This is a genomic window from Curtobacterium sp. MCBD17_030, assembly GCF_003224255.1.
Taxonomy (GTDB): domain Bacteria; phylum Actinomycetota; class Actinomycetes; order Actinomycetales; family Microbacteriaceae; genus Curtobacterium.
Genome location: NZ_QKLI01000006.1, coordinates 80351 through 102370 on the forward strand (window position 1 = coordinate 80351; position 22020 = coordinate 102370).

Consider the following 22020-nt stretch of genomic DNA (forward strand, 5'->3'; position numbering starts at 1 on the left):
AACACCCGCGCCAGCTGAGCGCAAGCGAGGGCCCACTAGCGAACAAGCTTGCGCTTGCATCCGTCCACTTCGGGCCGCTCAACGCACCGGAAACAGACAACGCCCCTTTCTACCTCCCCGGTTGAGTTGCAGGTGCCAGATCGATATGGTGTTCGACGGGATTCTCCCTCGCTTAGGCTGACCAAGATAGGCACTCTCAGCCGTCAGCCCAGGCGCTGAAGCCTCAAGAAAGGTCATTGTGGACCAGCTTAGCTTGCAAGCGATCGGATCAGCCGCTGATCCGATCCTTGCAAACCTCGTCTCTGACGCAGTTTCTACGACGATCCAACGCGTGGGTCGAGTTGCCGCCACCCGCTTCAAGGGGAACCGCCTCACGCCGGATATTCTTCAGCTCCTTGATTGGAGCGCCAACAGCTTGCAACCATCTGGTATTGCTTTGGCTGCTGCCGCTGGCGTGACTACCGACTCCCGTACAATAACTGCCGCCCTCGCGACTCCTACTGGTCGCACCATGCTGCATCAACTTGCAGCCGCGACCTTCCTCGACAAGTATGAAGAAAGAAAGTCGAGCCTCAGCAGGCTACTAAAGGAGCTTTTGGACGTCGAATCGACGTCCTTGACGGAGGCAGAGACACACTCACTCCTAGACGCGTTGCATTCGTCTATGGAGCCCGCGCTCATTGACGCCAACCGGACACCAGAATCGAACGCGCTGGCTCAGATTCGTGCCGCTTCGCTCCTTCTGCAACAAACAGTCGACAGCATTGAACGCGATGTAGCGGCGATCGATAAATCAGGCCGCCGCGATGCTGCTACGGATCAAGCATGGTTAGCTAAATTCAAGCAACAGTGCATGCGGAAACATGGCATTATAACGCCGCCCGATAACACCAAGCGAACACCAATCCCTCTTGATGACATTTATGTCCCCGGTCGGATCACTAGCGACAAGCTCGAGGCTTCAGTCACCGTCTACGACATGATTGACCGAGTTGACCGCACGGTGATCTTGGGAACTCCCGGGGGCGGAAAGTCAACCGCAACAAATGCAATCGCGCATCGCCTCGCGAGTTCCATCGAAAACCGCGTTCCGCTCGTCGTCATCCTCCGCGATTACGCGAAGAGCATGGACTCCAGCTCTCTGGCTAACTACATCGAAGTGAGTATTGCCCCACGCTATGAAAGCACGGCGCCGCCTGCAGGTCTGATTGAGTCTATATTACGTGAAGGGAAAGCGTTTGTTCTCCTCGATGGGCTCGATGAGTTGCTCGATCCGACGGCTCGGCGAACGATGGCAGAAAAGGTTGAGCTCTTCTCCGCCGCCTTTCCGTCGACTCCTCTTTTGGTTACCTCCCGAAAGGTTGGGTATAACGAGGCGGCACTCGATCGGGCAGTTTTCGAGGCAGTCGAGCTAACCAGCTACAACGAAGACGACGTCATTTCGTATACCACCAAATGGTTTGAATTGAATGCCGTCGAGTTGCAACTTGACGATGGCAAGACAATGGACCAGGTCTGCAACGCTTTTCTTAGTGAGAGCGAGTCGATTACTGAACTCCGTACCAACCCGCTTCTGCTCTCGCTTCTTTGCATTATTTATCGCGGTCAAAATTACCTTCCGCGGCACCGGATTGGTGTCTACGAGAAGTGCACCGAGCTTCTCTTCGAGACTTGGGATCGAAGCCGCGGGCTTACTTACGACTTTGACTTTGACGACCTCATCGAGGAAGCCCTCAAGCACCTTGCTTACTGGATATTCACTAATGACGAGGGTGGCGTTGGAGTCGCGGAAGGGCCACTCGTAGAAGAGATTGCGTCGTTCTTCAGCGAGCATGCATACGATAGTGAAACAAGATCGCGAGCAGCCGCGAAAGAATTTATCCGGTTCTGCAAGGGCAGAGCTTGGGTCCTCACGGAAGTCGGACTCAGTCCTGACGACGAACCCCTCTTCGCTTTCGTACATCGGACTTTTCTAGAGTATTACGCCGCAGCGCAGTTCACCCGCATTTATCCAGATCCTCAAAAGCTGGCGCTGGCCCTTGTCAAGCGCGTCGCTCGCAATGAGTGGGACACCGCGGGACAACTGGCGGTACAAATAACCAATCGGTCCGTTCTCCGGGGCGCCGAGCGTGTTCTCGAGCGGTTGATGGAGTCCGCGGCGGGGAAAAACCGTTCAGTTGATTATCGCGCGAACGTGCTGACCTTCGTCGTTCGATGCCTCGCGGACATGCCCTCGACCCCCGGCCTCCTACGCAAGACATTTGCCATGATGTCCGATCTGATCGAGGTGAACTTCGCGGACGATGCCGTCCACTCGGTGCTGAACTACTCAATGAGAGCGCTTTACGCCCTCGATCGCAGCGGTGAATACGTCCTGCTCACTGAATTGCAGAACTACGTTGACGCGAAAATCGCATCAGGAATCACTGGTCGCCGCGACGCCCTTCGACTCACGGCGAGTTGCCTCTCAGAAGCCAACGGCCGAGAGCGAAGGTTTTTCCGAAGCCGCTTCATTGAAACGTGGGGCGAGGGGGAGGAACATGACTATGACGAGCTTTTGACTGGGTACTTTGCTGGCTGCGTCGACGCCGACGAGATAGTGGATTTGACCATTCGGCGCGGCGGTGCGCCACTAGACTTCCTGTTCTACAAGACTGGGAGGCAAATCCCGCCCCTCACCGATGATCGATACCATTGTGTCGCCTTTGCAATGGTTGCAAGTTATCGAATCTGGACACCTGCGATGTTTGAGCAATTCGACAAAGAATCGGGGCGATGGCTGGGCACCCTGTTGGAAGATCTCGAGCCCCTAATGAACAGTATAACTGGGCCTTTTGCTTCGGCAGGCCTTACCCAGCTTCACTTGCACCTTGACCCCTTTGGTCGGCGAAGAAACGACGACGCTCCTGTCCTATCAAATCGCCAGTGGGCAATGATTGCGGTGCTCAGTTGCGTGATGGCTGAAATGAAGGGGGGCGAACCATTCACGGAAACAGCAATCAACTCCCTGTCAGTCCTACAAGACGCTCTCGCGGCCGCGCGCGACGGCCAGTGGGGCCCTGAAAGCGCCTTAACTCGCATCCAGAACGACAATCTTCAGGATCGACTTCAGGTTTGGGCGTCATCAGCTGGCCACGGTTTTCTTAGGTACTGATCTCGGGGTACAAGTGCCCCTAATCCAGCAACCATCGGCGGTTATTCATACATCAGTACGCACGCGATCTCGAACGAGAGATGTCCTGTCTTGTAGAAGCGTAGCCACTCTGCGGGCCCAGTCGTAGCCGCAGTGCGGAGAAGGCCCTCACTCTTGGTGTAGTCCTACGTTGTAGGTTGCGCAATTTGCCAATCAAGCGGTGCAAGCGTGCAACCGACGTCCCTCACGCAAATCGTTACACCTTGACTCGCATCGCGGGCAGGGGCCATGGCCGTTTATTGCGTTGATAGGTCCGTTCGACGCAGAACACCGGCGACCGCGCCGACTCGGCGAAGAAAAAGCCGCCGGACTTGGGCCGGCGTCTCGGGCTACTCGAAGCGCTGCCACTCCGGCTTGTTCGCGTACGTGTAGCGGTAGTAGTCGGCGAGCCGGAGGCCCGCGGCGGCCTCTTCGTCGACGACGACCGTGGCGTGCTCGTGCAGCTGCAGCGCGGAGCCCGGCACGAAGGAGGACAGCGGCCCCTCGACCGCGGCGGCGATCGCGTCCGCCTTCGCCGAGCCCTGGGCGACGAGGACGAGCTCGCGGGCCTCGAGGATGGTGCCGAGCCCCTGCGTCATGCAGTGCGTCGGCACCTGGTCGGGCGAGTCGAAGAACCGGGCGTTCGCCTCGCGTGTGGACGGCGCGAGGGTCTTGATGCGGGTCCGGGACGCGAACGAGGACGTCGGCTCGTTGAACCCGATGTGCCCGTTCGCGCCGATGCCGAGGATCTGCACGTCGACACCGCCGGCGGCTCGGATGGCGGCGTCGTACTCCTTCGCGGCGAACGCCAGGTCCCCGGCACGGCCGTCCGGCACACGGACCCGGGTCGGGTCGAAGCCGAGCGGCCCGACGACGTCGCGGGCGATGACGCTGGCGTACGACTCCGGGTGTTCGAGGGGGATGCCGACGTACTCGTCGAGCGCGAACCCGCGGGCCTGCGCGAACGACAGCTCGCCGGCCTCGACACGACGACGCAGGTCGGCGTAGATGCCCTCGGGGCTCGAGCCCGTGGCGAGTCCGACGACCGCGGACGGCTTCTCCGTGACGACCGACGCGATCTTGGCCGCGGCGACGCGACCGACCTCCGCCGGAGTGGGCAGGATGATGATCTCCACACCGTCAGCCTACTGGTCATGACCAGTGGGCGACAGGGGTCGGACGCTCCGGGCGACCCCGGTAGCGTGGCGGCATGCCCACCCCCGACTTCGTCCTGTCCCTGCGCGAGAAGGTCGGCACCGAGCTGCTCTGGCTCACCGGCGTCACCGCGGTCGTCACCCGCGGCGACCGCGACGACCGCGAACTCCTCGTCGTCCGCCGCGCCGACAACGGCGCACTCACCCCGGTCACCGGCATCGTGGATCCCGGTGAGGAACCCGCCGTGGCCGCCGAGCGCGAGGTCCTCGAGGAGGCCGACGTCGTCGCCGTCGCCGAGCGACTCGCGTGGGTGCAGACGCTCGAACCGATGACCTACCCGAACGGCGACCGGGCCCAGTACATGGACCTCGTCTTCGCCTGCCGCTGGGTCTCCGGGGACCCGTACCCGGCCGACGGCGAGAACACGGAGGCCTTCTGGGCACCGGTCACGAGCCTCCCGGACATGCCCGAGAACATGCGCCGACGGGTCGACGCGGTCCTGGCCGACGAGGTCGCGGCGCGCTTCGAGCGCTGACCGGACGGGAGGCACGCCCCACCCCCGCCGCGTCCCCTGCAGTCAGGAGACGGCTGCGATCAGGAGACGGGTGCCACCGCCACCGGAGCGCCGAGCAGCCGGACCGCCACGGGCTCACCGGACGCGCGTCGGTCACCGACCTCGTGCTGGACCGTGACGATGGTGTCGTCGTCGAGCCGGACCGTGGTGCGCCGGATCGACCCGAGGAAGCTCGAGGAGACGACGGTGCCGGTGACGCCCTCGGGAGCGAACGCGATGTCCTCCGGCCGGACGTAGGCGAGCACGGGACCGTCCGCCACGGAGAGGTCGAGTGCGGGGACCCGGAACCCGTAGACGAACACGTCGCCGCCGCGCAGGTCACCGCCGAGTCGGTTCGACTGCCCGACGAAGTCCGCCGTGAACGCCGACGACGGGGAGCGGTAGAGCTCCTCGGGCGTCCCGATCTGCTCGATGTCGCCCGCGTTCATCACCGCGATCCGGTCGGAGACGGCGAGCGCCTCCTCCTGGTCGTGCGTGACGAAGACCGTGGTGATGCCGAGGTCGGACTGGATACGGCGGATCTCCTCGCGGAGGGACACCCGCACCTTGGCGTCGAGTGCGGACAGCGGCTCGTCGAGGAGCAGGACGCGGGGACGGGTGACGAGCGCGCGGGCGAGTGCCACGCGCTGCTGCTGCCCACCGGAGAGCTGGTGCGGGAACCGGTCGGCGAAGTCGGCGAGGTGCACCATGTCGAGCGCGTCGACGACCCGGGACTTCCGCGCGGACGACGGCACCCTGCGCATCTCGAGGCCGAACGCCACGTTCTGCCGCACGGTCATGTGCGGGAACAGCGAGTACTGCTGGAAGACCATCCCCATGTCGCGCTTGTTCGCGGGGGTGTTCGCCACGTCCTCGCCGTCGATGCGGATCGCGCCGGCGTCGATGGCCTCGAGCCCGGCGAGGGCACGGAGCGCGGTCGTCTTGCCGCACCCGGAGGGGCCGAGGAGCGACAGGAACTCGCCCGGCTCGACGCGCAGTGACAACCCGGCGAGTGCCCGGTGGGCGCCGTAGCGCTTCTCGACCGCCTCGAGTTCGACGACGGCGCCGGTGCCGGACAGGGACGCGGGGGCCGCGGGTGCGGTGGTGGTCATGCGGGGTCCTTGGGGTGGGAGCGACGGACGCGCGTGCGGCGCTGCCCGATCCGGCCGATGGCGACGAGCAGCAGGAAGCCGAAGACCAGGGCGCCGAGCGAGAAGATCGCCGCGACGTACGGGTCGGTCCCCTGCACGAGGAGCAGCGCCGTCTGGAAGGTGGTGCGGGAGAGGAACGACGCCAGGGTGTACTCGCCCAGGACGACCGTGATCGTGAGGAAGCACGCGGCGAGGATCCCCCGTCGCAGGTTCGGCAGGAGCACCCGCCAGGTCACCGTCCACCACGAGGCGCCGAGGGATCGAGCGGCCTCGGTCAACGTGATGAGGTCCATCGCGGTGATCGCGGCGGAGATCGGACGGAAGGCGAACGGCAGCGCGACGACGCCGATGGCGAAGGAGAGCGTCCAGGCGCCGGACCCGAAGAGCTGGGCCACGACCTGGTAGACGGGCACGAACCCGACGACGAGGACGACCACCGGCACCGTGATCGGCACCAGGCAGACGAACTCCAGGATGCGTCGGAGCCGCGGGTGGTGCAGGGCGGTGATGACCTGTGCGGGCAGGAGCACGAGCACGACGATCGCGACGGCGATGACCGCGATGACCAGCGAGGCCCCGAGGCCGTCGAAGACCGGCTGGTAGGTGCCCGCGTTCGCCGGGTCCGCCAGGGCCCTGTAGTGCGCCGTGCTCAGGCTGCCGTCGGTGCCCCGGCGGAACGTGAACTGGGCCAGCGCGGCCAGCGGCACGGCGAAGAGGAGTCCGACGACGACCAACACGACCGCTGCGGTGCCCCGTGACGGGGCCGCGCCGAACTGTGGGACGCGGGCCGGGCCTCCAGTCCGAGCGGGACGTACCGGACGTGCCGGACGTGCCGGCGCTCCCGCGCTCATCGTTGCCACCGGGCCGCTCGGCGCTGCAGCAGCGAGTACGCCGTCATGACGACCGCCATCACGACGACCATGCCGAGCGCCAGGACCCCGGCCACGTTCTGCAGGCCGATGATCGTCTCGCTGGTGAGCTGCGCGCGGATCGTCAGCGGGACGATGCCGCCCTGCGAGATGAGCGCGGCGGCGGTCGCGAACGACGAGAACCCGTTCGCGAACAGCAGCAGCAGCGATCCCCAGAACGCCGGCGCGAGCACGGGCAGCGCCACGCGACGCCAGTAGGTGGCGCGCGATGCTCCGAGCGTCGCCGCGGCCTCGCCCCACTGCGTCTTGACGCCCTCGAGTGCGGGCATGAAGGTGAGGACCATGAGCGGTACCTGGAAGTACACGTAGGGGATCACCAGGCCGGGCACCGTGTAGAGGAAGGCGCCGTCGGCGTTGAGGTCCCAGTGGAAGGTGGACACCAGCCACGCCGTGACCAGTCCCTGCGTGCCGATCGTCGCGATGAACGCGAAGGCGAGCATCACACCGCCGAACTGGGCCAGCACGCTGGCAGCGGAGTCGATCATCGACCGGACGATGCCGTCCGGCCGGAGCGCGGCGAGCGCCCAGCACACGAGCGCACCGATCACCGCGCCGATCACGGCCGAGGCTGCGGACAGCCCGAACGAGCCGCCGAAGGCCCGCAGCACGCTGGAGTCGCCGAGCGCGGCCAGGTTCGCGAGCGTCGGGTGGCCCGACGCGTCGAAGAACCCGGACCCGACGGCGATCAGCGCCGGGACGGCGAGGAAGAGCAGCACGTACGCCGCGAACGGGGTGAGACCGAGCCACGCGACGCCGCCGCGGCGCCGGACACGGGGTCCGGCGCCGCGGCGGGCGGTGGCATCGGCCGTCGTGCCCGCGCGGGTCGCGGTCGCCTGCTCGCTCGTGACGAGCGTGGCGGCCGGGACCGTGGCGGCCGGGACCGTGGCGCCGGGGACCCCGGCGGCGGACACCCCGGCGGCCGGGACTCCGGCGGTGCCGGGGGCCGATGCGGTGGTCATGCTGCTCAGGAGCCCATCGTGGACGACCACTCGGCCGCCAGGACCTTCGCGGCCGCGGTCACCTGCGCGTCGGTCAGCTCGACGGAGTCCTTCGGTGCGCCACCGGCGGCCTGCAGCGCGTCCTCGTCGACCTTGCCCGACTCCTGGAGCGCGGCGAGGGTGGACGGGAACGCACCGGCCTGCAGGTACAGGTTCTGGGCGTCGGGGCTTGCGATGTACTCCTGCCACAGGCGGGCGGCCGCGGGGTGCGGGGCGTCCTTGTTGATCGCCTGCGAGTAGTAGGAGCTGAGCGCCTGCCCCTCGGGGACGACGGTCTTCCAGTGCTCGTTGCCGCTCGCGCCGGCTGCCGGGCCCCAGGCCAGGTTGTTGTAGGACCACTGGACGACGACCGGGGTCTCACCCGAGGCGACCGTGGCCTGCGTCGGCAACACGTTCTGGAAGTTGCCGGCCTGCTTGAGCTCGCCGAAGTAGTCGACGCCCTTGCTGATGTCGTCGGCCGAGCCGCCGTTCTCGAGCGCCGCGAGGTAGACCGCGCTGGCGGCCTGGTTCGCCTGGGTGGGGTCACCGGCGATCGAGACCTTGCCCTTGTACTCGGCGCCGAGCAGGTCGTTCAGGTCCTCCGGTGCGTCCGTGATCTTCGACGAGTCGTAGCCGATCGACATCAGGCCCGTGTAGTCCCGGGTCCAGGCGCCGTCCTTCTCCTTCAGGTCCGTGGGGATGTCGCTCCAGTTCGCGACCTTGTAGTCCGTCAGCAGCCCGAGGTTCTGCTGCAGCACGGCGTTGCCGAGGTCGAGCACGTCGGGAGCCGTCGACTGGCCCTTCTGCGACTTCACGGCGGCGACCTCGTCGGCGCTCGACCCGTTCGGGTTGGCGGAGTTGATCTTGATGCCGTACTTCTTCGTGAAGCCGTCGATGATCTCGCCGTAGTTCGCCCAGCTCGGCGGGAGCGCGATGACGTTGAGCTGCCCCTCCGCCTTCGCGGCCTTCACCAGGGCGTCCATGCCGCCGGCGCCCTCGGCGCTCGTGGCGGTCTTCCAGCTCGCGTCGCCGCTGCTCGTCGAGGCGGAGCTCGTGGCCGAGCAGCCGGCGAGGGTGACGACGGCCGCTGCGGCGAATGCCAGGCCGGTGAGGGTGCGCTTGTACTGCACGGGGAAGCCTTCCGTGTTCGGGTCCGACCCGTCGGGCCGGTCCGGCTGGGAGCGCCGGTCGGGACGATCGTGGACGCGGCCGGTTTCCGGTCCGTGCTCGAACGGTGAACGGTGGCAGAACAGCGCGTGCGCCTGTACGGTTCTGCGTGATCTCGGTCCGCCGGTGATCGAGCAGCCGGGAGGCCCGCATGGAGTTCACGACGACCGTCCTGCAGGCGCGGGTCAACGCCACCGGCCTGCCCGTCCCGCCCGAGGTGATCGAGGCGCTGGGCTCCGGCGGGCGCCCGGCCGTCGTGGTCACCATCGACGGTGGCTACACCTACCGCTCGACGGTCGGCGTGATGGGCGGACAGGCCCTCGTCCCGCTGTCCGCGGAGCACCGGACGGCCTCGGGCATCGTCGCTGGGCAGACCGTGACGGTGTCGCTCGAGGTGGACACCCTGCCGCGGACCGTGGACGTGCCGGACGACCTGGACCAGGCGCTCACAGCCGCCGGGGTCCGTGCCGCGTTCGACACGCTGTCGGCGTCACGGCAGCGGGCGCTCGTCGACCCGGTGACACGGGCGAAGGCGCCGGAGACCCGCGCGCGGCGGGTCGAGAAGGCCGTGGAGTCGCTTCGCGGGTGACTATGTCGACTGGCATGATGTACCACATGCCAGTACCGCTCGGGGTGGTCCGTTTCCGCGCCTACCGCCGCTACGAAGCCCTCCGAGTCGAAGCCAGCAACGCCCTCATGGGGCTTCTCGCAGGCGCACAGCTCTCGAACCACCTCCTCCAGCTGAACCGCGGTTCTGACCGGCTCCTGCCCGAGGTGTACCCGAACGTGCCGCACATCCGCCGCTTCAACCTCACGGCCGAGGCAGCGAGCGACATCCTCGCCGAGGCCGACGTCCACCTCGGCGCGATGAGCATCGCCTACGTCCTTGCGCTCCACGAGGACTCCCTGAAGACCTGTCTGGGCATGGCTGCAGACGCCGAGCTCGTCTCACGCCGACGCGCTCGAGAGACGCCGTCGGCCGGGCAGCACGAGGCACTGCAGCAGGCGTGCGGGTCGCGCATCGACGGCCTCCCTCTCGAACAGTTGGCGGTCCTGCGCAGGATGCGGAACGCGGTCATCCACGATGGCGGTCGGGTGGACCAGGGTCTCGTGGACGCCGTGTCCGCCCTCTCCCCGGCGGCGGTGCTGGCCTGGACGAAGGCCTCGGGGAGCGATCCCACACGGCTGGCGAAGGGCGACGTACTCCGGCTGGGCCACGGTGAGATGCTGCTGGCGCTCGCCGTCACCAAGGCGATCGATCGAGCGTGCAACGGTCTGCTGCAGATCGGGCTTCCACGAGACCATTGGATCCGTGAGGCGGTCGAGGACGCCCTGACCGAGCACCCGCAAGCGGGGCATGCTGCCACGGTGCTACGGAAGTGCCATGGGTTCGCCCGTCATCACTACGGGCCACTCAGGCTCGCCCGCGCCGAGGTCGAGTCCGAACTCGCTCGTCGCCGCGAGGGCTGAAGGCAAAACGGGGCTCTACTCGTTGAGCTACGTGCCAGGACTTGCACCTGGGTCTCCGCGTTTCTGTGGGGATTCCGGTCGTGATCCGGAAGCGGCCTGCACCGATCTCCTGCTTGGAACGGTACCAGCATCGTCGCCACCTGCCAACGCGGTGGACGCCGCCTCAGGCACCGAACTCGACCAGGACGCGCGGGATCTCGCCGAGCAGTTCGCTCGCCAGGTAACCCATCGGCCCGACCTGCACCGCCAGTCGGTCCCCCGCGGCGGCGTGCACCTGTGTCGCCCACACGGTCGCCTGCGCGACGTCGGCACCGCGAGCGAGCAGACCGGTGATCGCACCGGAGAGGACGTCCCCGCTGCCACTGGTCCCCAGACCCCCGGCGCCGGTGCCCTTCGCCCACGCCCGACCGTCCGGGGCGGCGATGATCCCGCCGAGGGAGACGACCGCCCCGAAGCGCTCGGCGATCTCCGCCGCGTCGGTGTGGTCGTCGGAGCAGTCCCGGCCGAGCAGCCGTTCGGCCTCGCCGGAGTTCGGTGTCATCACGAGCCGGCCACGCAGCGGGGCGAGCTCGTCCACCAGGTCGGCGGCGACCCCGAGCGCGAAAGCGTCCAGGACGACGATCGTCTCCTCGCCGACGGCCGCGGCGAGTCCGGCGACGAGGTCGCGGCTCCCCTCGGGTTCGTCGAGCCCCGGGCCGACGAGCACCGCGTCGGCTGCGGCCAGGTCGTCCGTCAGGCTCTGGATCGCGCCGACGGCCACGTGGCCGCCCTCGTCCTCGGCGAGGGGCTGCACGCCCGACTCGGGCAGGGCGACGGCGACGTGTGGTGCGACGCTGCCCGCGACGGCGAGCGTCAGGCGTCCACCGCCGACACGGAGGGCTGCGGTCGCGGACAGCATCGCCGCGCCGGGGGTCTTCGCGGCGCCACCGACGACGAGCACCTGGCCGCGGCCGTACTTGCTGCCGCCGACCTCCGGCAGGGACCACTCACGGAGCAGGTTCGGGGTGACGGGGATGGGCTCAGACACGGGCGTCGTCCTTCCGGCCTTCGTGTTCGGTGACGGCCGCGTCCGGGTCCTCGTCGAGGTGTCCGGTGCCGGAGAACTCCTCGAGCGTCCACGGGGCGCCGAATGCGTCGCGGCGGAGTCGGGTGAGTGAGGCGTTCGCGACGGTGTGGTCCTCCGCGAAGGCCATCAGTTCGGGCTCGTCGAGGTCCAGGCACACGGCGATGGCGAGCATGACGACGGCATCGTGGGCGGCGATCACCAGACGGTCCGCGTCCACGATGCGGTCGACGTCGGCGAAGAGCGTGCGCAGTCGGAGCATCACGTCGACCCAGGACTCGCCGCCGGCCGGCCGGTGGTAGTACTTGCCGAGCCACTGCCGACGCTGCTCCTCGTCGGGGTGCAGGTTCGCGGACCCGGTGCGGGTGAGCCGGTCGAGGACGCCGAGTTCCCGGTCACGCAGGCGTTCGTCGACGCGGCGCGGGGGTTCGGTGAGGCCGCCGGCCTCGAGCGCGATGCCGATCGTCTGCTGCGCTCGACGGTAAGGCGAGACCCAGAGCACGACCGGCACGTCGTCGACCCCGCGCTCGGCGAGTTCGGCACCGAGCGCACGGGACTGCTCCTCGCCGAGGGGGCTCAGCGGGACGTCGGCGTCCCGGTGGTCGACCTCGATGACGTCGGCGCCCGCAGCGTCGGCCTCGGCTGCTGCGACGTTCGCGGTGGACTCGCCGTGACGGACGAGCCAGATCTCGGTGACGGCCATGGTCGTGACGCTAGCCGGGAGGCGCTGGACCGGTTCACGGGCGGCCGCCGCCGGCGGCCACCCACGACCACGGCGGACAGCACACGGCACCGCCCGTCCGGAGACGAGCGGTGCCGTGTGTGGTGCGGGTGGTGTGACCCGGCGTCAGACGCGGGCTGCGCGACGACGGCGGGCGACGACGGTCAGGCCGATGCCGGCAGCCAGCAGCACTCCGGCGATTCCGAGCGGGACCGTCGGGTCACTGCCGGTGAAGGCCAAGGTCCCGGTCGGCGTCCGGCCGTTGCCGGAGACCACGCCTGCGGTGGTCGGGCTGTCGGTCGGGGTCGTGCCGACGGACGTGCCAGCAGTCGGTGTCGGTGCCGGGGTGGTGGGCGTCGGCGAGGGGACCGGAGCGGTCGGGGTCGGCGTGGGCGTGGGGGTCGGCGTCGGCGTGGGGGTCGGTGTCGGCGCCACGACGCGGACCGTGACGACCTGGGTGTCGGCCGGTCCGGTGCCGTTCGAGGCGGTGATCGTCACGGTCGAGGAACCCGTGGCGGTCGGGGTGCCCGAGATGACGCCGGTGGTGCTGTCGATCGTCAGACCGGCGGGCAGCCCCGTCGCGGTGAAGGTCGGCGTCGGCGTCCCGGTGGCGGTCACGGTGTAGCTGTAGGGCTGTCCGGTGGTCGCGGCCGTCGGCGTGCCGGAGGTGATCGAGGGTGCCACGGTCGGGGTGGGCGTCGTGGGCGGCGGGCAGCTCTGCGCCGGGGTGATCGTGTTCGTGTCGAGCGTCACGGCGGCGTCGAGCGCGATCAGGCGGCCCTGGACGGTCGCGCCGGTGACCGCGGTCACGGACGTCCTCGCGAGGACGGTGCCCTGGAACTGCGAGCTGGTCTGGATGGTGGCCGAGCTGCCGACCTGCCAGAACACGTTGCAGGAGCTCGCCCCACCGGTGATGAGGATCCGCGTGTTCGTCCCGACGACCAACGACGAGGCTGCCTGGAACACCCAGGTCGACTGGGCGTTGCCGTTCAGCGTGAGCGTGTTGTTGTCCGACAGGTTGAGTGCGCCACCCGAGTAGACGCCCGGCACGAGGGTCCCGACGTTGTCGAGGTTGCTGACGTCGACACCGGTCGGCGTGAGGGAAGCCGCCACGTTGAAGGCGTTCCGAGCGTCCTGCTGCGCCAGCGCCGCTTCGGTCGGGGTGCGGACGGTGCCCGTGACCAGGCCGTTCGGCAGTCCACCGAACCCGCTGATCTTGGAGCTGGGGGGACCGCCGAGGTCGCCGTTGACGACGGTCGGTCCGGTGTTGGTGATGGCCTGGCTGGCGAGCACCCCGTAGGTCGCCGCAGTCCCGAGCTTCACGGGCCCGTCGATCTCCGTCGCGGCGGAGGCGGCGGAGGTCGCCATGAGGACGAGCGACGCCGAGAGACCGAGCACGGCACCACCCGTCAGGACTCTGCGGAGGAACGGGGACGTCGCCATGGGAGACACCTGACTGAGAGGGAGAGGCACAGTGCGATCGTCGACGACGGGCGCATGATCTCCGTCGTCGCAGTATGCACTCCAGGCGCTCTGATCAGGGGCGATCGCCTGAAAACGCTCTGTCTACCCGCCGGACTCCCAGCCTGAGCAGTCTGGAAGGCGGACCCAGGCGCATCCGCACCCCCAGTAGTGGGGTCGGCGTGGCGACGGGCCGCCGTACCCCCGCAGGAGCGACGCCGGACGAGTGCACCCAAAGCCTCGCCCGGCGTCGCGGTCCCCCGCCCGGTCAGGCCCGTCGGACCCGCAGGGTGACGAGCTCGAACGGGCGCATCGTCAGGACGACCGGTTCGCCGTCGTCCCGGGAACCGTCGTCGAGTGGTCGTTCGAGCAGGTCGACCCGGGTCACCCCGGCGACGTCGAAGCCGAAGTCGACGCCGACGTCGGTCGCCCGGCCGCCGAGTGCTTCGTACAGCCGCACGACGACGTCGCCCGAGCGGTCCTCGGCGAGCTTCACGGCCTCGACGAACACCTGCGGCGACGACACCGAGACGAGCGGTTCCACGACCGTGTCACCGGGAACGGCCCGCACCGGCAGGTTCAGCCGGTACCCGGAGTCCGCGGCGTCGAGCACCGAGGCACCGACGCGCAGGACCGTGCGGAACACGTGGTGGCCCTGGTCGGCCTCGGGGTCGGGGAATTTCGGCCCGCGCACCAGCGACTCGCGCACCTGCGTCGTGGTGCCTCCGTCTGCACGGGTCCGCCGCGTGACGTCGTGCCCGTAGGTGGAGTCGTTCGCGATCGCGACGCCGAACCCCGGCTCGGCGACGTGCACCCAGCGGTGGGCGCTCGTCTCGAACCGGGCGAAGTCCCACGAGGTGTTCTGGTGCGTCGGCCGGTCGATGTGCCCGAACTGGATCTCACTCGAGGCCTGGTCGGCCTTGAGGTCGAGCGGGAACGACAGCTTGAGGAGCTTCTGCTGCTCGTGCCAGTCGGCCTCGGTCTCGACGACGAGCTCCGGCTGCCCCTCGGTCGCCGTGTAGCGGGTGGTGACGGTGGAGCGGCCGAACGGGCGGACCACGACGAGCGCCTCCCCCTCGACGGTGACGCTCGTCGCCTGCAGCACCGACCCGTGCCGCTGGTAGGCGCGGTCGATGTCCCACGCCTCCCATTGGTTCGGGGTGTCACGGAAGACGGTGTACTCGGCGGCGGCTTCCCCCGGCGCGACGGCGTCGCGGCCGGTGCCGCGGTCGACGAGCGAGACGACGTGTCCGTCGGCGTCGACGGTGGCGACGACGACGCCGGTGTCGAAGACGAAGCGGTCGCCGTCGCGGACGGGAGGCACGGCGCGCGCCGCGTCGACCGGCTCGGCCCCCAGCGCGCGGACCCCGTCGGCGAGGACCGGGGACGCGTTGAACCGGACGTGCGAGGCGGCGGAGGTCGAGCCTCCCGGCCGGTCCACGCCGCTGTCCGGACCCGCGCCACCGGTGGCGAGGGCCGTCGTCGCGGTGCCGATCAGCTCCTCGAGCACCGCGGCGATCCGGGCGTACTCGGCCTCGGCGTTCTCGTAGACCCAGGCGATCGACGAGCCGGGCAGGATGTCGTGGAACTGCTGCAGGAGCACGGTGTGCCAGGCCGAGTCGAGCGCGTCGTACGGGTACTCCCGGCCGAGGCGCACGGCGGCCGTCGTCGCCCAGAGTTCGGCCTCGCGGAGCAGGTGCTCGGAGCGGCGGTTGCCCTGCTTCGTGCGGATCTGCGACGTGTAGGTGCCGCGGTGGAACTCCAGGTACATCTCGCCGGACCACACACCGGGCGTGGGCAGGGCGCGCTCGAGCTCCTCGAACACCCGCGCCGGTGTCCCGAGTTCGACCCGGGGTGAGCCGTCCAGGTCGTGCTGCCGATGCGCCGCGGCGACCATCTCGCGGGTGGGACCACCACCACCGTCACCGAAGCCGTAGAGCAGCATCGAGGTGTTCGCGACGCCGCGCTCCTTGTTGTTCCGCTCCCCACGGTGCAGGTCGGCGGGCGAGACGTCCGAGTTGTACGTGTCTGCCGGGGGCAGGTGGGTGAGGACGCGGGAGCCGTCGATGCCCTCCCAGAGGAACGAGGTGTGCGGGATGACGTTCGTCTCGTTCCACGACGGCTTCTGCGTGACGAACCACTTCGACCCCGCGGCCCGGACGATCTGCGGCAGCGCGCCCGTGTAGCCGAACGAGTCGGGGAGCCATGCCTCGGGGGTGTCCACCCCGAACTCCTCGAGGAAGAACCGCTTGCCGGCGACGAACTGGCGGGCCAGGGCCTCGCCGCCGGGCAGGTTCGTGTCGGACTCGACCCACATGCCGCCGACCGGGATCCACCGGCCCTCGGCGACGCGCTGCTTGATGCGCGCGAAGACCTCGGGGTACTCGTCGCGCATCCACGCGTACTGCTGTGCCGACGAGCACGCGAAGGTGAAGTCGGAGTCCCGGTCCATCAGGTCGAGCACGTTCGAGAAGGTCCGGGCGCACTTGCGCTTCGTCTCGCGCACCGGCCAGAGCCAGGCGGAGTCGATGTGTGCGTGTCCGACGGCGATGGCCCGGTGCGCCGAGCCGCTGGCGGGGACGGCGAGCGCCCCGGCCAGGACGGCACGCGCGTCGGCGGCGGTCCCGGCGACGTCGTCGGGGTCGAGCGCGTCCGCGGCCCGTTCGAGCACCCGGAGGACGTCGGCACCGCGGGTGCCGTCGGTCGGCAGTTCCGCCATCAGCCCGCGGAGCACCCACAGGTCCTGTTGCAGCTCCCACACGGTGTCGTCCCGTTCGACGACCTCGAGCGCGCGGAGCCGGTAGATCGGGGCGTCGCCCGCGGTGTGCTTGGAGCCGAGCGGGGTGGCACCCTGGAACGAGTCACCGCCGATGTCCGGGTTGGCGCCGGCCTCGATGTACAGCTCGAACGACTCCCCCGGGGCGACCTGCAGCGGGACGCTGTCGTTGCGCGGCTCGATGGCCTTGATCGTGGAGCCGTCCGGACGCCAGGCGAGCCCCTCGGCCTGGAACCCGGCCTGGCGCTTGGTGAACCCGAGGTCGACGTGCAGCTCGGCGGTGGTGCCCTCGGCGGTGCCGAAGTCGGCCGGGACGGTGCCGGTCACCCGGAACCAGGTGGTGCCCCAGGGCCGACCGCCCCACGGGGAGCCGACGGTGAACGGTTCGTAGTGCTGGGTCACGGCCTCGGCGAAGGGCACGGGTTCGTCCGGGACCTGCCACGCCTCGATCGTGACCGGCGATGCCCGGCGGTGGACGTTCGGGTCGACGCGGTCCCGCACGAGTCGCGCGATCCGGGCCTCGACGAGGGGTTCGTCCTGGTGCATGGAGATGGGTTCCTTCCCAGCGGTGGAGTTCGGTCAGCCCTTGATGCCGCCGGCGAGGGCGTTGCCGCCGCCGAGGCCTCGCGACACGAGCACGTAGAGCGCGATGACGGGCACGGAGTAGACGATCGAGAACGCGGCGAGCTGCCCGTAGGCCACCGCCCCGTTCTGCCCGAAGAAGTTGAAGATGCTCACCGCGGCGGGCACCTTGTCGGGCGAGAGCAGCAGGACGAAGGGGACGAAGAAGTTCCCCCACGCCTGGATGAACACGAAGATGAACACCACGGCGATGCCCGGTCGCATCAGTGGGATGACGATCCGCCACAGCGTCGTGAACATCGACGCCCCGTCGGTCCAGGCCGCTTCCTCGAGCGAGATCGGGACCGCGTCCATGAAGTTCTTCGCCATCCAGATCGCCATCGGCAGGCTGGTCGCGGCGAGGAAGAAGATGCAGCCGTAGACGTTGTCGATGAGGTTGAGCGACACGAACAGCGCGTAGACGGGCACCATCATCGCGGTGATCGGCAGGCCGGTGCCGAACAGGATGCTGTACAGGAACGGCTTGTTGACGCGCATCTTGTACCGGGACAGCGGGTACGCGGCGAGGATCGCGACGACGACCGTGACGACCGCCGTCCCGCCGGAGAGCAGCAGGCTGTTGCCGAGCGGGATGAACGACAGCTCCGGGGTGAGCACCGTCGTGAAGTTGCCCAGCGTGAACTGCGACGGCAGCTTCACCGACAGCGACGCCTGCGCGTCGAACGAGGCGAACACGAGCCACAGGAGCGGCACCGCGAAGCAGACCGCGATGACGAGCAGCACGACGTTCGACACCCACCGCATCGTCCGACCTCGGGGCGAGGTCATGTGCAGGGACCCCGGCGCGGTGATCGAACGGGTCGTGGTCTGGTCGAGGGACGGGGCTGTGATGGCCATCAGTCCACCTCCGGCTTGAGCGCTCTGATGTAGATGATCGAGAAGACCGCCCCCACCACGAGCAGGATGGTCGCGATCGCGGTCCCGAAGCCGAGCTGCGAGAACTTGAACGCCTCCTGGTACGCCAGGATCGGCAGCGTCGAGGAGTTGGTGCCCGGCCCGCCACCGGTCATCACGAAGATGAGGGTGAAGACCGACAGCGTCTGCAGCGTCGTCAGCATGAGGTTCGTGGAGATGCTCCGGCGGATCACCGGCAGCGTGATGTACACGAGTCGCTGCCACCCGGTGGCGCCGTCCACCTCGGCGGACTCGGTGATCTCCTCGGGGACCTCCTGCACGGCGGCGGAGTAGACGAGCATCGAGAACGCGGTGCCGCGCCAGATGTTCGCCAGGATGATCGCGACCATCGGGTACGTGTAGAGCCAGTTCGCACCGGTGATCCCGAAGACCGCCAGGAACGAGTTCAGCGTGCCCTCGTCGTTGAAGAACGCGTACGCCGCGAAGGACGCGACGATCTCGGGCAGGACCCACGCCGCGACGACGAAGGTGCCGACGATCGAGCGGACGACCTTGTTCGCCGACCGCATGAGGAGCGCCAGACCGAGTCCGAGCACGTTCTGTCCCACGACCGCCGAGGCGAGCAGGAACACCACCGTCAGGATGACGGACTTCGGGAAGTCCTTGTCCTGGAACAGGTCGACGTAGTTCTGCAACCCGATGAACTGCTGGTCGGCCGCGCCGGCTCCGGTCAACGCGGAGTTCGTGAACGACCCGTAGAACGACGAGATCACGGGGCCGAGCAGGAAGACGAGGAGGAGGACGACTGCCGGCAGGAGCGGGACGGCTCGGCCGACGTTGCGGAGCGGCTTGCGCTTCCGAGGGACGGGAGGGTCGGTGCGTCTCGGCGCACCGGGCGCCGGGACCACCGGCGCGAGGGGAGTGCTGGTCATGCTGGGTGCCTTCCAGGACAGCTCACGGTGATGAGTGGGGACGGACGGGAGGCGCGGTGCGGGCTCGCACCGCGCCTCCCGTCCGTCACACGGTCGCGTCGGACCGGACGGACGCGTCAGCGCGCGGAGACCGTGTTCTCCTTGCCGACGACGCCGACCACGGCATCGTCGTAGGCGGCGGCGGCTTCCTTCGGCGACTGCTGGCCGGTCATCACCGACTCCATGGCGACCTGGATGGCGTTCGAGATCTGCGAGTAGTCACTCGTCGCGGGGCGGAAGTTGGTGTTCTCCACCAGACCCGAGAAGAACTTGAACGTCGGGTTCGCGCCGGTGTACTCGGGGTCGGCGGCGACGTCCTTGCGCACCGCGATCTGGCTGTTCTCGGAGTCGTACTGCAACGAGCCGTCCTTGTCGAGGAAGCTGGTGATGAAGTCGAACGCCGCCTGGGGGTTCTTCGACTTCGCCCCGACCGCGAGCGTCCAGCCTCCCGACATGCTGTTGTAGCCCGGGGCCTGCCCGTTCTGCGTCGGCATCGGTGCCTGACCCATCACGTCGTTCCACTCGGCCCACGGGGCGGTGCCGGTCTTCAGCCACGTGCCGGACTGCCACGAGCCGTCGAGGTCGATCGCGAGCTTTCCCTTCGGCAGCCACGTCTGCGTGATGGTCGTGCCGACGTTGGTGTCGAGTGCCTGCTGCGGTGTCGGGCCGAGGCCGCCCTGGTAGACGTCCTTCACGAACTGCAGCGAGTCCTGGAACTGCTTCGAGCCCGTGACCCACTTCTTGTCCTGGTAGAGCGTGTTGCCGGGGCCGTCCGCGCCGTACAGGAGCATCTCGAAGCCCTGCATGGTGGACGCTTCGCCCTGCGCCTTGCCCGAGTACATGTTGAAGGGGATCAGGTCGGGCTTCTCGTCCTTGATCGTCTTGGCGGCAGCGAGCACGTCGTCCCAGGTCTTGGGCTGCCACGGAACGGGCAGGCCGACCTCCTTGAAGATGTCCTTGTTGTACCAGAGGGCACGGGTGTCGGTGCCCATCGGGACGCCGTAGGTCTTGCCGTCCTCGCCCTCCCCGGCTTGCTTGGCGTTGTCGAAGAACTGGTCCCACTCGTCCCACTTCGCCGTGTACTCGTCGAGCGGCAGCAGGTACCCGGCCTCCGCGTCCGCCTTGACGAGGAACGTGTCCTCGTACATGACGTCGGGTGCGGTGGCGGGCGCCTTGTTCATCAGCGCGAGCTTGGTGGCGTAGTCGCCCTCCTGCGCCTGGATCGGGACGAGCGTGACCTTCTTGCCCGGGTTCGCCTTCTCGTACTCCTTCTTGACGACCTTCATCTGGGCGTCGAGCTGCTGGAAGGCGCCGAACTTCTGGTACGCGATCTTGATGGTGTCACTCGAGGCGGACCCCGAGCTCGAGCAGCCTGCGAGACCCACTGCGGCGACTGCCACGGCTGCGAGTCCGGCGATGATGCGGGTGCGTTTCATCGGTGCTCCTTTGCACGGGTGAAGGTCGCGGACTCCGTTGCCCGCGTTGCGCAGTTAGTCCACCGTATGGACTTAAACGTTGTCAAGACATGGGCGCAAAGTGCGCCCGGTTCGTGACCTGCAGCCCGCGCGACGGTCCGGGCGCAGCCCCACAGGCGGCAGCCGCGCGGGCGGCAGCCGATCAGTGGGCGATGAGCATCGTGCTCGCTCGCGGCGACAGGGCAGCGTCGAGCACCAGGCAGGCCGCCCCGACCGCGGCCACGTCGGTCCCCCGTCGGCTCTCGACGACGGTGACCGGGTGTTTCGGCACCAGGATCGGCGAGCCAGCGATCGCCGCGGTGGCAGCCGGGAGGGCCGCGCTGCTGATCCGCGACCAGAACGGTCCGCCGAACACCACCCGGTCGAGGTCGAGCAGGTTCACGATGACGACGACGGCCCGCCCCATCACGGTGCCGATCTCGGCCGCGAGGGCCTGCGCCGCCGGGTCCTCCGCCGCGATCGCTGCGGCGAGTGCGTCCCACGCCCGGTCGACCGCCGCCAGGTCGACCGCGATGTCGGCACCGTCGGCAGCAGCCGTCCCGGCGACGGGGACTCCGTCGCCCAGGGCGATCCCCCGCTCGACCGCGATCCGCACCAGGCGGTCGGGCATCACCGTCGCCCCGACCTCACCGCGCGTGCCGTCTCCGTCGCCGTTCCCGGCGAGGGGCCCCTGGTCGACCATGATGTGCCCGGCGTCGCCCGCGTTCGCCCCGGATCCGCGGACGGGCTCGTGGTCGATGACGAGCCCGACCCCGAACCCGGTGCCGAAGTACACGAAGGCGAAGTCGCGGGCCGCCGCACCCCGCTCGAGGAACATCTCGCCGACGGCCGCCGCCGTGACGTCCTTCTCGAGGAGCACCGGGTAGCCGGTGGCGTGACCCAGGGCGTCCCGGAGCGCGACGTCCCGCCACCGGGGCAGGAACGGCGGGTCGAGCACGACGCCGGCCGCCGCGTCGATCGGCCCCGGCGAGGCGATGCCGACGCCGAGCACGCTGTCGGGCGCGACCCCGGAGCGGCGGACCAGCCCGTCGACCGCGGCCGCCATCGTCCGGACGACCTGGTCCGGGTCCTCGGCGTTCGGGGTCGAGGTGGTGGCCTCGGCGACGACCGCACCCGCCAGGTCGAGCAGCACGTAGGTGACGACCGCGGGATCGACGTGCACCCCCACGGCGAACCGGCTGCGGGCCTCCAGTCGGAGGATCGTGCGCGGCTTGCCCCGACCCGCCACGACCGTGCCGGACTCGACGATCATGCCGGCGTCGATGAGGAACCGGGTGACGTTCGAGACTGTCTGCGGACTGAGGCCGGTCCGCGCGGCGAGCTCGACGCGGCTCAGGCCGTCCCGGGACCGGCGGACGGCGTCGAGCACGACCGTGCGGTTGAACCCGCCCAACGACGGCAGGTTCGCCCCGCGCCGATGCTCCGCCATCTGGCGACCATACCGCCGGTGACATGCGCGGTGCGACGCGCACGGGGTGACCG

At 68.7% G+C, this 22020-nt stretch carries 17 protein-coding genes; 4 read left to right on the top strand and 13 right to left on the bottom strand.

Annotated elements, in window-relative coordinates:
- The first annotated feature begins 238 nt into the window (after positions 1-238).
- Positions 239-3154: an NACHT domain-containing NTPase gene (locus DEI89_RS07735; RefSeq protein ID WP_146236713.1), complete on the top strand. Its 2916-nt coding sequence runs from the start codon at positions 239-241 to the stop codon at positions 3152-3154.
- A gap of 368 nt (positions 3155-3522) precedes the next feature.
- Here the strand turns inward: DEI89_RS07735 and nagB are convergent, their stop codons facing one another.
- Positions 3523-4308, bottom strand: coding sequence for a glucosamine-6-phosphate deaminase (gene nagB / locus DEI89_RS07740; RefSeq protein WP_110903475.1), 786 nt, complete (start codon positions 4306-4308; stop codon positions 3523-3525).
- 74 nt (positions 4309-4382) lie between these two features.
- Between nagB and DEI89_RS07745 the strand changes: the two genes are divergently transcribed.
- Positions 4383-4862: an NUDIX domain-containing protein gene (locus tag DEI89_RS07745; protein WP_110903476.1), complete on the top strand. Its 480-nt coding sequence runs from the start codon at positions 4383-4385 to the stop codon at positions 4860-4862.
- Positions 4863-4921: 59 nt separating this feature from the next.
- Here the strand turns inward: DEI89_RS07745 and DEI89_RS07750 are convergent, their stop codons facing one another.
- The 4 genes from DEI89_RS07750 to DEI89_RS07765 all read right to left on the bottom strand — a co-directional run bounded on the left by DEI89_RS07750 (position 4922) and on the right by DEI89_RS07765 (position 9067).
- Complete coding sequence (locus tag DEI89_RS07750) at positions 4922-5992, bottom strand: ABC transporter ATP-binding protein (protein ID WP_110903477.1); 1071 nt, start codon at positions 5990-5992, stop codon at positions 4922-4924.
- Positions 5989-6768, bottom strand: a complete 780-nt coding sequence (locus tag DEI89_RS07755; protein ID WP_258368818.1) for an ABC transporter permease — start codon at positions 6766-6768, stop codon at positions 5989-5991. Before DEI89_RS07755 ends, DEI89_RS07750 begins: the two co-directional genes overlap by 4 nt.
- A 110-nt stretch (positions 6769-6878) precedes the next feature.
- On the bottom strand, positions 6879-7919 hold the full coding sequence (locus DEI89_RS07760; protein ID WP_258366194.1) for an ABC transporter permease subunit: 1041 nt from the start codon (positions 7917-7919) through the stop codon (positions 6879-6881).
- A gap of 5 nt (positions 7920-7924) precedes the next feature.
- Positions 7925-9067 (bottom strand): ABC transporter substrate-binding protein, encoded by a 1143-nt coding sequence (locus DEI89_RS07765; protein WP_110903479.1) that lies wholly within the window; start codon positions 9065-9067, stop codon positions 7925-7927.
- 188 nt (positions 9068-9255) lie between these two features.
- On the opposite strand from DEI89_RS07765, the gene DEI89_RS07770 reads away from it, so the two are divergent.
- Together DEI89_RS07770 and DEI89_RS07775 are read left to right on the top strand one after the other, a co-directional pair.
- Positions 9256-9693, top strand: coding sequence for a YdeI/OmpD-associated family protein (locus DEI89_RS07770; protein WP_110903480.1), 438 nt, complete (start codon positions 9256-9258; stop codon positions 9691-9693).
- A 26-nt stretch (positions 9694-9719) separates the two neighbouring features.
- The gene (locus DEI89_RS07775; protein ID WP_146236714.1) at positions 9720-10574 is read left to right on the top strand and encodes a hypothetical protein; all 855 of its coding nucleotides are present in this window, start codon (positions 9720-9722) and stop codon (positions 10572-10574) included.
- A gap of 163 nt (positions 10575-10737) precedes the next feature.
- Here DEI89_RS07775 and DEI89_RS07780 read toward each other — a convergent pair whose 3' ends face one another.
- From DEI89_RS07780 to DEI89_RS07815, 8 genes are all read right to left on the bottom strand, one after another.
- A complete protein-coding gene (locus tag DEI89_RS07780) occupies positions 10738-11601 on the bottom strand; it encodes an NAD(P)H-hydrate dehydratase (protein WP_110903482.1) in 864 nt (287 codons plus the stop codon).
- Positions 11594-12340 (bottom strand): histidine phosphatase family protein, encoded by a 747-nt coding sequence (locus DEI89_RS07785; RefSeq protein ID WP_110903483.1) that lies wholly within the window; start codon positions 12338-12340, stop codon positions 11594-11596. The genes DEI89_RS07780 and DEI89_RS07785 overlap by 8 nt, the downstream gene beginning before the upstream one ends.
- A gap of 144 nt (positions 12341-12484) precedes the next feature.
- Positions 12485-13801, bottom strand: coding sequence for an ice-binding family protein (locus tag DEI89_RS07790; RefSeq protein ID WP_110903484.1), 1317 nt, complete (start codon positions 13799-13801; stop codon positions 12485-12487).
- A gap of 286 nt (positions 13802-14087) precedes the next feature.
- Positions 14088-17141, bottom strand: coding sequence for a glycoside hydrolase family 38 C-terminal domain-containing protein (locus DEI89_RS07795; protein WP_110903485.1), 3054 nt, complete (start codon positions 17139-17141; stop codon positions 14088-14090).
- Positions 17142-17174: 33 nt separating this feature from the next.
- On the bottom strand, positions 17175-18005 hold the full coding sequence (locus tag DEI89_RS07800) for a carbohydrate ABC transporter permease (RefSeq protein WP_181421559.1): 831 nt from the start codon (positions 18003-18005) through the stop codon (positions 17175-17177).
- 68 nt (positions 18006-18073) lie between these two features.
- Positions 18074-19024, bottom strand: coding sequence for a carbohydrate ABC transporter permease (locus DEI89_RS07805; RefSeq protein WP_110903486.1), 951 nt, complete (start codon positions 19022-19024; stop codon positions 18074-18076).
- Positions 19025-19140: 116 nt separating this feature from the next.
- Positions 19141-20499, bottom strand: coding sequence for an extracellular solute-binding protein (locus tag DEI89_RS07810; RefSeq protein WP_110903487.1), 1359 nt, complete (start codon positions 20497-20499; stop codon positions 19141-19143).
- 181 nt (positions 20500-20680) lie between these two features.
- Positions 20681-21967, bottom strand: coding sequence for an ROK family transcriptional regulator (locus tag DEI89_RS07815; protein ID WP_110903488.1), 1287 nt, complete (start codon positions 21965-21967; stop codon positions 20681-20683).
- Between the last annotated feature and the right edge of the window lie 53 nt (positions 21968-22020).

Coding starts and splice junctions, on each gene's coding strand:
- DEI89_RS07815 (WP_110903488.1), bottom strand. CDS start 21,967: ATGGCGGAGCATCGGCGCGGGGCGAACCTGCCGTCGTTGGGCGGGTTC.
- DEI89_RS07775 (WP_146236714.1), top strand. CDS start 9,720: ATGCCAGTACCGCTCGGGGTGGTCCGTTTCCGCGCCTACCGCCGCTAC.
- DEI89_RS07760 (WP_258366194.1), bottom strand. CDS start 7,919: ATGACCACCGCATCGGCCCCCGGCACCGCCGGAGTCCCGGCCGCCGGG.
- DEI89_RS07795 (WP_110903485.1), bottom strand. CDS start 17,141: ATGCACCAGGACGAACCCCTCGTCGAGGCCCGGATCGCGCGACTCGTG.
- DEI89_RS07770 (WP_110903480.1), top strand. CDS start 9,256: ATGGAGTTCACGACGACCGTCCTGCAGGCGCGGGTCAACGCCACCGGC.
- DEI89_RS07745 (WP_110903476.1), top strand. CDS start 4,383: ATGCCCACCCCCGACTTCGTCCTGTCCCTGCGCGAGAAGGTCGGCACC.
- DEI89_RS07750 (WP_110903477.1), bottom strand. CDS start 5,992: ATGACCACCACCGCACCCGCGGCCCCCGCGTCCCTGTCCGGCACCGGC.
- DEI89_RS07800 (WP_181421559.1), bottom strand. CDS start 18,005: ATGACCTCGCCCCGAGGTCGGACGATGCGGTGGGTGTCGAACGTCGTG.
- DEI89_RS07790 (WP_110903484.1), bottom strand. CDS start 13,801: ATGGCGACGTCCCCGTTCCTCCGCAGAGTCCTGACGGGTGGTGCCGTG.
- DEI89_RS07785 (WP_110903483.1), bottom strand. CDS start 12,340: ATGGCCGTCACCGAGATCTGGCTCGTCCGTCACGGCGAGTCCACCGCG.
- DEI89_RS07805 (WP_110903486.1), bottom strand. CDS start 19,024: ATGACCAGCACTCCCCTCGCGCCGGTGGTCCCGGCGCCCGGTGCGCCG.
- DEI89_RS07810 (WP_110903487.1), bottom strand. CDS start 20,499: ATGAAACGCACCCGCATCATCGCCGGACTCGCAGCCGTGGCAGTCGCC.